Raw genomic sequence first — 13,129 nt, 5'->3', positions numbered from 1 at the left:
TGCATGCATCAGTGGTCGGCCGGCTGGCCCGGCGTGCCGGCTTCGCGCTTGGCGATGCGTGCGGCTTCGTTTTCGATGCGCGAGACCTGGACTTCGGTGCTGGCATCGGACGGTGCAGCGGGCGCCGTTGTTGCGGCCGGCGCAGCGGCCGCCGGGCCTGGCTCCGGCGCGGCCGGCTGGCTGGTTGCCTGTGCGCTGGCTGTCGTGCCTGCCTGCGGCTTTGCTTGCGGGCTTGTTTGCGGGTTTGTTTGGACCGTCGCCTGCGTGCCTGCCGCCGAGTCGCTGCGCGAGACCGGGCCAGGTGCTGTATCGCCTGCGTTGCCGGGTTGCGGCTGCGGCGGCGTGTTCGGCGAGGCCGGCATGCCATGCAGCTTGCGGGCGCCGCCGCGGCCTTCCATCACGCCGGTAGCGTAGACGTCGGCCTCGTTGGGCTTGGTGAAGCTGTCCGTGGGCAGCGGTACGTTGCTCGTCTGAAGCGGCTTCACGAGGTGCGGCGTGATGATGAACACGAGCTCCGTGCGGTCCTGCTGGAAAGCCGTGCTGCGGAACAGCGCGCCCAGCACCGGCACTTCGCCCACGCCGGGCAGCGCCTTCAACGTGCCGGACACGTTGTCCTTGATAAGCCCGCCAATCGCGAAGGTTTCGCCGTCGCCCATCTGCACCGTGGTGGACGCACGCCGCGTGGTGATGAGCGGCAGGATCGATACGTTCGAGACATTGGTGGCCGAAAGCGTCACGCCCGTGGCCGAAAGTTCGGATACCTCAGGAGCGACCTTCAGGTTGATGCGGCCGCTCGACAGCACGGTGGGCGTGAATTTGAGAGCCACGCCGAATTCCTCGGCCTGCAACGTGATGGTGGTGGCGCCCGTGCTGCTGCTTTGCGGTACGGGAATGAAGATCTTGCCGCCGGCAAGGAAGGTGGCTTCCTGACCGCTGATGGTGACGAGATTCGGCTCGGCGAGAATCTTCACGGGTTGGTCCGTGTTCTGCGCATCGATCGCTACGCGAAACGGCCGGTTGTTTGCCTTGTTCGCAACGAAAGCGCTGGAAACGCCCGCGAGCAGGTCGCTCACTACCGCGCCGGTCCATGAACCGAAGCCGCCCTGAATGTTGAGCGCAGAGCCCATCTGGTTCATGAGCGTCTTCGATACTTCGGCCACCTTGACTTCGAGCATCACCTGTTGCGGCGAGTCGATGGTCATCATGTTGATGACTTCGGACGGCTTGCTCGTGCTCGACATCTGCTGGCTCGCCGTGAACGCGCCGTTACCCGAACTGGACGTGGCCGATTGCGACTGCTGCGTGGGCTGGGCGCCCGCGAAGGCCTGCGCGATGTGCATGGCCTGCTGGGCCGCCGCCGCGCTCGACACACGCCCGGCGAGCACGAGGTTGCCCGCAGCCGTCGCCACACGAATGTTGGGCTCTTCGGGCATCAGCTGTGCGAGCGACTGCTGCAAACCCGAGGGGTCGATATTGACCACCACGTTGATCATCTGGCACGCACCGCTTTTGCCCTGCACGATCATGTTCGTGGTCCCAACCGACATGCCGACCACGTACAACGTGCGCGGCGAAACCAGCGTGGCCTGCACGACGCTGGGGTTGCCGAGCGTGCGGTTGCGCGTGGGCTCGGCGAGCGGCACGAGCGTGGACTTGCCGACCGGCACCACCACGTTGGACTCGTCGTGCAGGGTGCCCGTGCAGTTCGGGCCGCGCAGCGGCGCGGCGGCTTCTGCGGCGGCTGCTGCGCCCGCCGGCATGGCGGCCATGCTGACCAGCATCGGTACGGCGCCGCGTGTCGCGGGAAGCGGGGCGGCCGCCATCTTCGAAGGCAGGGCGGCTTCCTGTGCGATGCCGGCCTGTGCGGTGAGCAGTGCGGCAAAGAGTGCCGCGGCGAGCGCCGTACCGCGAATCACGCAAGCGTGCGTGCGGCGCCGCGATTCAAATACCCGTGTGGTGTCCATTGACGTGATCCCCCGTGTGCCCGGTGACTCGCACCAGGATTCGACTTCATTGAGTTCGTTTGCTGCTTCGTTCGACGGCGGCGCGTAGTCGTGCGCGTCCATGTCTTACGTCGCCATTGCTTCGTACTAGAAACATTCCACGCTGCCGGCAACGCCCGACAGCACGCCCACGCAATCGCGCTTCACCGGCGCGTGAGCGACGTAGCGCACGCGGGCCGGATGCACGGGCGCTGCGACCGGCGCCGAAGCCGGCGCGGCCGGTGCTGCGCCGAGCAGCGTGATCTTCGTGGCGCCCTTCGTGTCCAGCGTCTGGCGGTCCACCTGATTGCGCAGCACGAGCGAGAGCGTGCCCACGCTGCGTGCGAGATCGAGCTTCTCGGCCTGATCCGGCGTCACTTCCAGCGTCACCGCGTTGACCACCTTCGGCTGCGTGTCGTCGCGGCTCACCTGCTGCGCGACGGCGAGCACGAGAATCTTTTCGAGCACGATCTTCGAGATGCTCTGCGGCGAATCGGGCTTGCCGGGTTCCTGCGTGTTCACGATCACGTCCACGTAGTTGCCCGGCAGCGCAAAGCCCGCCACGCCCACCACGTCGTTCACGCGGACCGTGATGGCGCGCCGTCCAGCACCGATCACGGCGGAGAGGCCGCCCTTCGTGCCGATGGGCGCGAGCTTCGATTCGAGCACCGGCTCGCCGCGTTCGAGGCTCGTGCGTACCACGCGCCCTTCCAGCGACTTCGCATCCGTGAACGCACCCGGCGGCACGCTGGCGCTGGGCCAGTTCACGACGCGAATCTGGCTCGGGCCCAGCGGCTCGCCCAGGTTGACCTCGGCTGTGGCCACGGCCACGGGCGTCACGGCGCTGGACGAGCTCTGCACGAGCCAGCGCGACGCGAACAGGACGGCGGCGAGACCCGCCAGAATTGCGACGGCAAGCATCGCAAGGGCACGGCTGTTTTTCATGGCAAGACTCCTCGACAGATCATGGTTAGGTGCGGATCAACCCGACGCCAGCTTGCGAGCGGCGCGTTCTTCGTCGCTCGGGTGGATGCCGTCGTGGTCAGGAAGAACTCCGAAATAACTGCACCACGCGTCGCGCAGCGCGGCCTGTGTGGCGACTTTCGGTTCGCCGCGGTAGTACGCGGCGGCGGCGACGAGGCGCAGCAGATCGTTCGGGTAGCACGCAAGGAACGGCTTGCCGGACGGAATGTGCAGGCGATGCACCAGGTAGGCGAAAGCGTCTTCCGGAGCCTCGACGCCGAGCGTGGCGCAACAGGATTCGAACACCGCGCGGTAGTCGTCGATGGCGAGCGGGCCCACGTAGATCTTCGAACCCAGCCGGCGCAGAAACGCTTCGTCTTCGAGTTCGGCCGGCTCCAGGTTGCTCGAGAACACGGGCCACACATCGAAAGGCACGGAAAAACGCGAACCGTTCTGCAACGTGAACAGATCGAAGTTACGGTCGAGCGGCATGAGCCAGCGGTTGAGCAGATCGCGCGGCGCGATGCGCTGGCGGCCCAGGTCGTCCACGATGTAGATGCCCATGTTGGCTTTCATGTGCGGCGGCGCCTGGTAGAAACCGGTGGAAGCGTCGCGGCGCAGGTCGAGCATGTCGAGCGTGAGTTCGCCGCCCGAGATCACCACGGGCCGGCGGCACAGGCGCCAGCGGCGGTCGCCGGGCTGCGCGGGCGCTTCGCCTGCAGCGTCTTCATGCACGAGCGGGTCGTACAGCTGCACGATTTCGCCGCCCGCGTAGATGGCGTACGGCACCGGCACATCGCCGCGCAACAGACGGCCGAGCCGCTCGGCAAGGAACGTCTTGCCGCTGCCCGCGGGGCCGTACAACAGCAGCGGACGGCCCGCGTTCAGCGAAGCGGCGGCGGCATCGAGCACCGTGGGGTCGATCGCGATGTTGTGGAACGCGGCCTGCACGTCGTTGCGCACGATCCGCAGCGAGCGAACCGAATGGTTCGCGATGCCATCGATATAGCTTTCCAGCGTGACCGGCGCGGGGCCGAAATAGGCGCACCGGGCGAGTTCGTCGTGCGCGGCGGCGCGGCCCGCGTCCGTGAGGCGCAGGTGCACGTCTACGTCGCTTGCGCCGCGATGGCTGATTTCGGCAAGGCGTTCGCGCACCAGGTGGGCCAGCACGTCGTCGAGCACGCTGATGGGCAGGCGGTGCCGTTCGGAGAGATCGGCGAAGCACGACTTGCCGTGCACGTGTGTCGACTTCAGCACGAGGGCCGCGACGAAGGTGGCGGGCAGGCCCGTGTCCGCGAGCGTGCGCGGCGCGCGCAGAGTACGCGCTGCATCGGCTGCCGTGTGATCTGTGTGGCCGTTCGCGCGACTGTCGGCAGCGGGCGTGCTGTCTCGCGCAGCGTCACGCATCGAGGTCGCGCCGCCTCTCGTTTCGTATCCGATGTTGTCCGTATCCATCGCGTTACCCCGCTTGCTTGTTCTGTTCTTGCCTGGTTGAGTCAGTCTTGCTGTTGTGTTGGTGTTCGCGTGCTTCGCTATGCGACCGTCGCGAACAGCATCCCCAGTGTTCCCGCTGCGATGGCGACGCCGTAGGGCATCGTGCCCACCGAGCCGGGCAGTTGCCGCGGGCCTGTGGCGCCGTCTTGCACTGCCTGCGATGTGTTGCGCGCAATGGCGCGCAGATTGCTGGCCAGCTGCCGTGCCCGACCGCGATACACGACGAGTGCAACCGACCCGATGCCGCCCGCAATGAACGCCGCGAGCGCGATATGGAATGCGAGTGCGGGGCCAACCCAGGCGCCGACGGTCATCATCAGCTTGACGTCGCCTGCGGCCATGCCGCGCAACAGATAGAAGGGCAGCAGCAGCGCGAAGCCGGTTGCGGCCCCCGTGAGCCAGAGCAGCGCACCCGCTGCTGCACCGTGAATTGCGCACTGAACGAGGAGCGCCACCGCGAGGCCCGTTGCCACGACGATGTTCGGAATGCGTCTGGCCGTGATGTCCGTGCTCGCCGCAACGATCACGAGCAGCGCCACACACAGCGGAATCGGCTGGGCGGGCAGAGGCGGCAAGGGCAGGTACATGGCGTTCTCCGTGGCGCGTTCGTCGTGCTTTCGTGGTACGTGTCGCTCAGAGATCCGAAGCGACGGTGTTGAAGACCGACTGCAGATCGGTGCCGATCGTCGTGACCGCACCAATGATCACGATGGCGATCAGCGCACCGATCAATGCGTATTCGATGGAGGTCACGCCTTCGTCGGCGGATGCGAGGCGCGCTGCGAGGCCGCGGCTCACAAGCGTTGCGAGGCGCGAACGCATCTGGCTTGCGGTGCGTGACGCGGCAGGCGTCCTGTTGATCGAGCGTTCCATGACGGTTCTCTCCTGGTCTACGGATTCACATCCACGTATGGCGACAAGCGGCGATGACCATGTGATGTCGAGGACGATTCGCGAGAAAACGAGCCAGGGAAACCCGCGAATCGCCCATCGACATGCACATCCTCAGGTTGCTGCCGTCAGATCGGTGCCGATCGAGGTGAACACGTTCTTCAGGTCGGTACCGACCGTGGAAACGGCGCCCATGATCACGACGGCGATCAGCGCGGCGATCAGGCCGTACTCGATGGCGGTAACGCCTTCTTCGTCGCGAACGATTTGCTTGACGAGGTTGATGATCTTCGACATGACTTTCTCCTTTTGGATAACTAAATAAACACCATTGAGCTCAATGGTTTGCGGGTTGAAACGACTGGCACTACAGGTTTACTGCGCGTTACAGCGGTACAGCGGAAGAAACGACGCCGGTCATGCGGAGCTCAGGCGATCCGCAAGGGCATAGGTGCACGCATGCACATGCCTTTGCGGGCCGTCTGGGCGACCGTCACTGTCTGACTGGCAAGCGGGTGCGAAACCACCAGCCGCACGCGACGCCCAGGGGCGCTCGCGCAGAAGCGGCGAGGCAGTTCGCTCAAGGAAGGAAAGGAAGCAGCGGGGCGCCGATGGGCGGTCTCGCTGCGGTGGCGGCTGGAAAGCCTTGTAGTGACATGCTTGTTCATTTTCTTCATCCCCCGACTTGCAATCGTATGTGGCGTCCGGCCGGCACCGGCGCCTTGCTGCAAGACTACGACTACCCACCATCGCTTCACGCGGGAGATTGCCTTCATGGTGGCAGGCTCCGCATGAGCGAATGTCCCCGAGGGCGACGCCTTTGCGATTCTGTGTTGTATCTCTGTTGAACTGGTGAATCGCGGTTCGTCACGTCGTCGACTTGCGCGACCAACCTATTGCAAACAGTGGGCCAGATTTCCCAAAAACCAGGAATGACGGGGCTGTTCAGGCATGCGACGAAAAATCGAGGTGGGCGGGGCGTTACAAAAGGTAACGATTTTGAAAAATGGTGCGCTGCGTGCGGCATCCCGAATCGGCCGGAAAGCCTTGCCTGGCAAGGCACAAAAAATATGCCAGGGACTTTCCCTGAGGCAGCGGCGACGTAGCGCGGAGATAGCTATCCGGTTTTGCAAAGCGCGAAGCGAACGGAATTGTTTCAAGGTTGCAACGCTAGCCAGGTTGATGGTCTTCAACGCCACAAAACCCCTCAATTTCTAGCCTTTTCAGGTCAGAGGAAACCCGATCGTGTAAACCCCGCAGGCTTGCAAGTCGCTCATTTTTTTTCTAACAATGGAGTACCGCGCGTCATGCACGAAAGATGGAGACGTGAGGTTGCGTAGTAATCCGTAGTGAAATGCGAGGGCACACAGTGCCACGTGAAGCCACGCAAAAACACGCACTATCACGGAGCAAAACGCAGCGCTATGCCTTTATGTTCGGCAGCGCACACAGCAACACAAAAGTGACACACAGGTAGCACGAAAAGCAAAAACAGAACGCAAGGGATGTCTGCGTCGCGGACGTGAAATGCGAAATGCCGGTGTGACCAACCGGTCGTCAAACGAAGAATGCGGGGAATCATGTACGTCGCGAATCGGGGAGCGCGAAACGGCGGAAGCCGTTACGACGGAAGCGGGTGGTTGAACCGCGAGCGCGTGGTGTTGTACGGGGGCGCAACCCTCGCGCTCGCCGTCATCTGGCTTCTGGTATGGGCGTACATCAGCGGCGGCTTCACGCAGGAGGACGCGCCGCGTCCCGGCATCGACTACTCCGTCTTCTGGACCGCGTCCTGGCTGATGCTGCACGGCACGCCGGCCTCGGTCTATCACTATCCGTCGTTTGCGCAGGCGCAGACCGCGCTGCTCGGCGGTTACATGAACCACGGCTTTCTTCCGTGGCTTTATCCACCCACGTTGCTCATGCTGGTGACGCCCGTTGCGCTGTTGCCCTATGCGGCGTCGCTCCTGCTGTTCACCGTGCTGGGCTGCGCCGCGTTTGTCGCCGCCGTGCTGGAGGTTTCGTCGTTCAAGGTGCATCTGGGACGGCCCGGGTTTGCCGCGTTGATCGTGCTCGCGTTTCCAGGCGTGCTCGTGGCGGCCATGTTGGGGCAGAACTCGCTCGTTACGGCGGCGCTCGCGGCCTATGCAATGGGCGTGATGGCGCGCAGCCCGGTGCGGGCCGGCGTATGCATCGGTCTGCTGGCCATCAAGCCGCAAATGGCCGTGCTGTTTCCGCTGGTACTTATTGCCGTGCGTGACTGGCGCGTATTCGCGAGTGCGGCTGTGAGCGCGCTCGTGCTGGTGGCGGCGAGCCTCGTTGCGTGCGGCACGGCGTCGGTACCTGCGTTCGCGGCCGGGACCGCTATCGTGCGCGAGCTGGTGCTTCAACATAGTGTGTCGTACTGGACTGTGTCGCCTTCGGCCTTTGCGACGATGCGTCTCGCAGGGCTTTCGCTATTCGCTTCCTACGGTGTCCAGATCTTCGTCGCACTTGTGGCAGCCATCGGCACCTTGCGTGTCTGGATGACGAGCCGCGATATGCGTTTGCGCGCAGCCGCGCTTGCGGTATCCACGCTGCTGGTGACGCCCTACGTGTGGCACTACGAACTGGCGTGGCTGGGCATCGCGGTTTTCTGCCTCGCGGTTTGCGGTTTCGAAAAAGGCTGGCTGCGTGGCGAGCAAACCGTGCTTGCACTCTGCTGGCTGCTGCCGGTCTACGAGAGCGCCAACCGGTTGCTCAAGTTTCCGCAGATCGGTCCCGTCGTACTCCTGCTCATGCTGCTGATGACGATGCGGCGGGCGCGGTTCGAGTCGCGTGGGAGGTAATGCCATGAGACCGCTCGCCCGTCACGCGCTGTCGCCTACGTGGAACCGGCCATTGGCCGAGTTGCCCGTAGCGGGCCCGAGGCGACGCCCGCACTGGCTGGGCCGGCGGCGCGTGCGCATCTACGCGGCCGCAGTGCTTGCCTGCCAGTTGCTGTTCGCGGGCATTTATCTGTACCGCCTGTATGTGTTGCGCCATCCTGGCCTCAGTCCGCTGGCGCTGGACTTTCTGCCCACGTGGAGCGCGTCGTGGCTTGCGTTGCACGGGCACGGCGGCGAGGCATGGCAACTGGATCGGCTCGCCGCTATCGAGCAGAGCATCGTGCCGTCGCTGCGCGAGACCGGCGGCCAGTTGCCCTGGTTGTACCCGCCTTTTGCGCTGCTGCTCATGCAGCCGGTAGCGCTCTTGCCGTATCCGCTGGCGGCCATGATCTGGAGTGGCGGCACCTGGCTGTGTTTCGTCGCCGCCATCAAGGCGGTCGTGCCGCGTGGCGACGCCGTCTTTCTTGCGGCCGCTTTTCCCGCCGCGCTGCTTGCCGCCGCAATGGGCCAGAGCAGCCTGCTGACCGCGGCGCTTGCAGCAACAGGATTGATGTTGCTGCGTCGGCATCCGGTTGCGGCCGGCGTTTGCTTCGGGCTGCTATTTATCAAGCCACATCTGGCGGTGTTGTTTCCGCTGGCGCTTCTATGCGGCCGTGCGTGGCGTGCGCTTGCCGCATTGCTTGTCACCGTGGCCACGCTGCTCGCGCTGAGCGCGATCGCTTTCGGTGCGGATGCACTGGTGTCGTTCGTAGCCAACGTCGGCATGATGGCCCGCTACGTGGAGAACGGGCCGGCGCCGTTAGCCCGCATGCCGACGTTCTTCGCCATGGCGAAACTGTCGCACGCACCGGTTGCGCTCGCCTATGCCCTGCAGGGAGCCTCTGCGTTGCTGGCCGCAGGCATCGTCGTTCTTGCATGGACGCGCGAGGCTGCTTATGCATTGCGAGCCGCCGCATTGATCGGCGCCAGTCTGCTCGTGAGCCCCTACCTGTACGACTACGACCTCACCTGGTACGCGGTATTCGCGGCGTGGCTTGCGAGGCATGCGCTGGCGCGCGGGTGGCGAGCGGGCGAGCGCCAATGTCTCGCCGCGCTCTGGTTGATGCCGCTCGCGGGGCTGCTCGTGGTGAGCCGTGTGCCGTTGCAGTTCATGGCGCTTGCCACACTCGTCGCGCTCGGGTTCGTGATGGTGCGGATGAGCCATGAGCGACGCGAGTCGCCATGCCTGCCCATCGCGGACGAAGCCGATCTGCGCGGGCGACGCTGGCCGTGAAGCATTGAACAGGACGAACCATAACGATCGAACCTTGCCGGGTGCGTGAACCATAAAGCGCAAGAACAAACGGCGAAGTACGCACAACGAAGCGCCTGGAAAGAACAACGCCGCCGCGCCCAAAGCGCGGCGACACCACACGCAATACAAGCAATACGGGGAGCAGCATCATGTCGAACCATAACCACACACCGCTCGTTTCACTGGTGGTTCCGTTCTACAACGAGGGCGAAGCGGTCGAAAAGTTCTTTTCTGGCGTTATGCCGGTACTCGAAGACATAGAAGGCATCCGCTTCGAGATTGTCTGCATCAACGACGGTAGCCACGACAGCACACTGGATCAACTCGTCGCGGCGAGTGCACGCGATGCGCGCGTGCGCGTGATCGATCTCACACGCAACTTCGGCAAGGAAGCGGCGCTTACGGCGGGCCTCGACGAAGCAAACGGCGACGCGGTGATTCCGATCGATGCCGACCTGCAAGATCCGCCGGGTTTGATTCCCGTGATGATCGCGCACTGGCGCGAGGGCGCCGAGGTGGTGGTGGCGAAGCGCAGCAATCGCGCCTGCGATTCGTTTGCGAAGCGCACCGCAGCCGGGCTCTATTACCGCGTGCACAACCTGCTGTCAGAAGTGAAGCTGCCCGAGAACGTGGGCGACTACCGGCTCATGGACCGCCAGGTGGTCAACGCGCTGCGCAGTCTGCCCGAACGTCGGCGCTTCATGAAAGGGCTCTTCGCGTGGGTGGGCTATCGCACCGTGGTGGTGGAGTACGAGCGCGAGGCGCGCTCCGCGGGGCACTCGAAATTCTCGGGCTGGCGGCTCTGGAATTTCGCGCTCGAAGGCATCACGAGTTTCAGCACGGTGCCGCTGCGCACATGGACCTACGTGGGGCTCGTCATCGCGCTGCTCGCGTTCGTGTACGGCGGGTTCATCATCGGTCGCACGTTGCTGTTCGGCAATCCTGTGCCGGGCTACGCGTCCGTGATCTCGGTGTTGCTTTTCATGGGCGGCATCGAACTCATCGGAATCGGCGTGGTGGGTGAGTACATCGGGCGCATCTATTACGAGTCGAAAGAACGTCCCGTGTATCTGATTCGCCGCCGTTATCAGACCCACAGCAAGGTCACGCCGCTGCCTGTTGGACGCGTGAACCGCGCCGGACGCAGCGATTTTCGCACCGCTCAAGCCCTGCGCCCCGACTTCGCTCGCCGCCGCGCGGGTGTGCGGACGCGCGCGGCGGGCCATTAAAAATAGAGGAGACCGACATGTCACCCGAAGCCTACCTCGAGATGGCCGAGACGGAAGCCGAACACTGGTGGTTCAAAGGGCGCCGCGACGTGCTGCTCGCCGTGCTGGAACGCCTTGCCTTGCCGGAACAGGCGCGCGTGCTCGAAGTGGGGTCGGGCACGGGCGGCAATCTCGCGCTGCTCGAACAGTTCGGGCATGTGAGCGGCCTGGAGATGGACGAGACGGCACGCCGGCTCACGGACCGCAAGACCGGTGGCCGCTTCGACATCCGCGCCGGCCGTTGCCCGGACGACGTGCCGTTCAATGGCCAGCAGTTCGATCTGATCTGCTTCTTCGATTGCCTCGAACACATTCCCGATGACGTCGGATCGCTCGCGCAGATGCGCAAGTTGCTCGCGCCTGGCGGCGCGATGGTGGTGACGGTGCCCGCGTATCAATGGCTCTGGAGTCCGCACGACGTGTTTCTGCATCACTGCCGGCGCTACAGCCGCAGAGCACTCGCAGACTGCGCACGTGCTGCAGGGTGCAAGACGCAGCACGTGACCTACTTCAACACGCTGCTGTTTCCGCTTGCGGTGGCCGCGCGCTGGGCCGACCGGCTATTGCGCCGCGAACGATCGACAGGCGACGCCGTTCCGGTGCCGCCCGTGAACGCGCTGCTTTATCAAGCCATGCACGCGGAAAGCCGCTGGCTGACGCGACATACGTTGCCATTCGGCGTCTCGCTGCTTGCCGTACTGACCGCCGATGAAGCAGCCTGAAATCGTGGCGTGGACTGCGCGCGACATCGTGAAGCTGCTGCGTTTCGGGGTCTCCGGCGTCATGGCCACCGCAGTGCACGCGATAGTGGCCATGATGCTGATCGTGAAGGCAGAGGCGCCCCCCATGCTCGCGAACGTGCTCGCGTTCCTCTGCGCGACAGGCGTCTCTTATCTGATGAATACGCTCTGGAGTTTCTCCGCGCCGGTTGACGTGCGCAACGCGTGGCGCTTCGCCGTGGTCTCGGCGCTGGGGCTTGGGCTGACGGCGCTCGTCTCGGGCAGCGTTCAACTCGCAGGCGGTGCGCCGTGGTCGGGCATCGCGGCGGTGGCCTGCGTCGTGCCGCCGGCCACCTTCCTCGTTCATCGCGCATGGACGTACCGCTGATTCGCGTGCCTCAGTACGTGAACAGCTGCGGGTAGTGGTCCGACGCGCCCGCCAGTTGGGTCTGCTGTTGATACGCAAAGCCGATGGCGTTGGTGACTGCGTAATCCAGAATGCCGCCGCTTTGCTGCGTCGCCCGATTGCCGCGCACGATGTTGCCCACCGGAGGGGCCACGAATCCCGGCACGGTCGGGTCCGCGTTGAAGTCGCCCACGCAGGCCCATGTGCCGCCAATCGCGTTGATCTGTGCGAGCTGCGTGTTGTTCCAGGCGCAGGTTTGCTGAAGCGTGGTGTGGAGGCCATCCACGGGCGGGCTATGAATCGAGTAGACGGAGATGACGTTGCCGTTCCACGGGTCGCGCACGGTAATCCACGGCATGGCGCGCGGGTTCGTGGGTACGTAGCCATGCACGGCGGCGGGCGGCAGGATGCCGTAGTTGTTGATGCCGATGTTGCTCAGTACGGCAAGCCCGCCCTGCGCCCACACGTTCTCCCAGTAGACGCACTGCATGAAGCCATACCCCACGCGGAAGTTGCCCGTGTAGCCGATGATCGCGCCCATGCCGTTGAGGATGGGCGCACGTCCTTGCAGATGTTCCGCAAGGTTGCCGCATTCCTGCAGACACAGCACGTTCGCGCCGGTTTGCTGCACGACCTGATTGATGTACGGCGTGTTGACGCCGCCCTGCATGTTCCATGTAGCCACGATCATGTTGTCTCTCCTTTGAACAGCGGTTCGATACGCGCCACCGCACGAAGCCGGTCGGCAATGCGTATGAACGTACGAGGCCCGCGCTTGTGAATGCGTCGCGATGTGCGATGCGCAGGGAATGCGCGGGCAGGAGAGAGCCGGACGAAAAAAAACCACGCCCCCGGCAGGTCGCGGCGTGGGCCGCGCGCTGCCGGGGGCGCGCAAGGGAAGTCAAACGTGAGCTGTGCCTAACGCCTGACGAGGCCCATGATCAACGTCACGATGAAGATGACGAGGAAAATGAAGAACAGCAGTTTGGCAATACTTGCCGCGCCCGCTGCAATTCCGCCGAAGCCGAATGCGGCGGCAATAATCGCGATGATGAAAAAGACCAGAGCGTAGTAGAGCATGAGTGACCTCCTTATGGTTTCCTCTTCCGCGGCCGGTGCACGGACGGTCCAGTGGTAGAGCAAGCGGTGTGCCTCGGTGGGGCGTGGCAAGCATGCGCCAGTAGTCCGTAATAAATGCCGAATACGGAAATAGCGGGGAAAAATTCGCTTTTTTGGGCCTTATGAAGC

The 13,129-nt window shown here is 64.2% G+C and carries 13 protein-coding genes; 5 read left to right on the top strand and 8 right to left on the bottom strand.

Going from position 1 to position 13,129, the window contains the following annotated elements; translation table 11 throughout:
• Positions 1-8 precede the first annotated feature (8 nt).
• The 6 genes from P2869_RS27125 to P2869_RS27100 form a co-directional block, all read right to left on the bottom strand.
• Complete coding sequence (locus tag P2869_RS27125) at positions 9-1,964, bottom strand: type II and III secretion system protein family protein (protein ID WP_277598516.1); 1,956 nt, start codon at positions 1,962-1,964, stop codon at positions 9-11.
• 126 nt (positions 1,965-2,090) lie between these two features.
• On the bottom strand, positions 2,091-2,927 hold the full coding sequence (gene cpaB, locus P2869_RS27120) for a Flp pilus assembly protein CpaB (RefSeq protein WP_126879103.1): 837 nt from the start codon (positions 2,925-2,927) through the stop codon (positions 2,091-2,093).
• A gap of 36 nt (positions 2,928-2,963) precedes the next feature.
• Entirely contained in the window at positions 2,964-4,400 is a 1,437-nt protein-coding gene (locus tag P2869_RS27115) for an ATP-binding protein (RefSeq protein WP_277598515.1), read from the bottom strand.
• A gap of 77 nt (positions 4,401-4,477) precedes the next feature.
• Positions 4,478-5,026: a prepilin peptidase gene (locus P2869_RS27110; protein ID WP_017775235.1), complete on the bottom strand. Its 549-nt coding sequence runs from the start codon at positions 5,024-5,026 to the stop codon at positions 4,478-4,480.
• Between the two features lie 46 nt (positions 5,027-5,072).
• Positions 5,073-5,237 (bottom strand): Flp family type IVb pilin, encoded by a 165-nt coding sequence (locus P2869_RS27105; protein WP_233425742.1) that lies wholly within the window; start codon positions 5,235-5,237, stop codon positions 5,073-5,075.
• A 207-nt stretch (positions 5,238-5,444) separates the two neighbouring features.
• Positions 5,445-5,627 carry a Flp family type IVb pilin gene (locus P2869_RS27100; protein WP_017775237.1) on the bottom strand — a complete coding sequence of 61 codons (183 nt, stop codon included), beginning with the start codon at positions 5,625-5,627 and terminating at the stop codon, positions 5,445-5,447.
• Between the two features lie 1,283 nt (positions 5,628-6,910).
• Here P2869_RS27100 and P2869_RS27095 point away from each other — a divergent pair.
• The 5 genes from P2869_RS27095 to P2869_RS27075 all read left to right on the top strand — a co-directional run bounded on the left by P2869_RS27095 (position 6,911) and on the right by P2869_RS27075 (position 11,863).
• Complete coding sequence (locus tag P2869_RS27095) at positions 6,911-8,155, top strand: glycosyltransferase family 87 protein (protein ID WP_277598514.1); 1,245 nt, start codon at positions 6,911-6,913, stop codon at positions 8,153-8,155.
• Between the two features lie 4 nt (positions 8,156-8,159).
• The gene (locus P2869_RS27090) at positions 8,160-9,467 is read left to right on the top strand and encodes a glycosyltransferase family 87 protein (RefSeq protein ID WP_277598513.1); all 1,308 of its coding nucleotides are present in this window, start codon (positions 8,160-8,162) and stop codon (positions 9,465-9,467) included.
• A gap of 170 nt (positions 9,468-9,637) precedes the next feature.
• Positions 9,638-10,717, top strand: a complete 1,080-nt coding sequence (locus tag P2869_RS27085) for a glycosyltransferase (RefSeq protein ID WP_277598512.1) — start codon at positions 9,638-9,640, stop codon at positions 10,715-10,717.
• 17 nt (positions 10,718-10,734) lie between these two features.
• Positions 10,735-11,478, top strand: a complete 744-nt coding sequence (locus P2869_RS27080; RefSeq protein WP_017775241.1) for a class I SAM-dependent methyltransferase — start codon at positions 10,735-10,737, stop codon at positions 11,476-11,478.
• The gene (locus tag P2869_RS27075; RefSeq protein ID WP_277598511.1) at positions 11,465-11,863 is read left to right on the top strand and encodes a GtrA family protein; all 399 of its coding nucleotides are present in this window, start codon (positions 11,465-11,467) and stop codon (positions 11,861-11,863) included. The genes P2869_RS27080 and P2869_RS27075 overlap by 14 nt, the downstream gene beginning before the upstream one ends.
• A 10-nt stretch (positions 11,864-11,873) precedes the next feature.
• Here the strand turns inward: P2869_RS27075 and P2869_RS27070 are convergent, their stop codons facing one another.
• Both P2869_RS27070 and P2869_RS27065 read right to left on the bottom strand, forming a co-directional pair.
• Positions 11,874-12,572 carry an endonuclease/exonuclease/phosphatase family protein gene (locus tag P2869_RS27070; protein ID WP_277598510.1) on the bottom strand — a complete coding sequence of 233 codons (699 nt, stop codon included), beginning with the start codon at positions 12,570-12,572 and terminating at the stop codon, positions 11,874-11,876.
• Between the two features lie 227 nt (positions 12,573-12,799).
• Positions 12,800-12,961 carry a DUF1328 family protein gene (locus P2869_RS27065; protein WP_017775244.1) on the bottom strand — a complete coding sequence of 54 codons (162 nt, stop codon included), beginning with the start codon at positions 12,959-12,961 and terminating at the stop codon, positions 12,800-12,802.
• Positions 12,962-13,129: the final 168 nt, after the last annotated feature.

It is taken from the genome of Paraburkholderia sp. SUR17, from assembly GCF_029536165.1.
GTDB lineage: Bacteria > Pseudomonadota > Gammaproteobacteria > Burkholderiales > Burkholderiaceae > Paraburkholderia > Paraburkholderia kururiensis.
The sequence above is the reverse complement of the archived record's forward strand: the minus strand, read 5'-3'. Positions and strand labels throughout refer to the sequence as shown.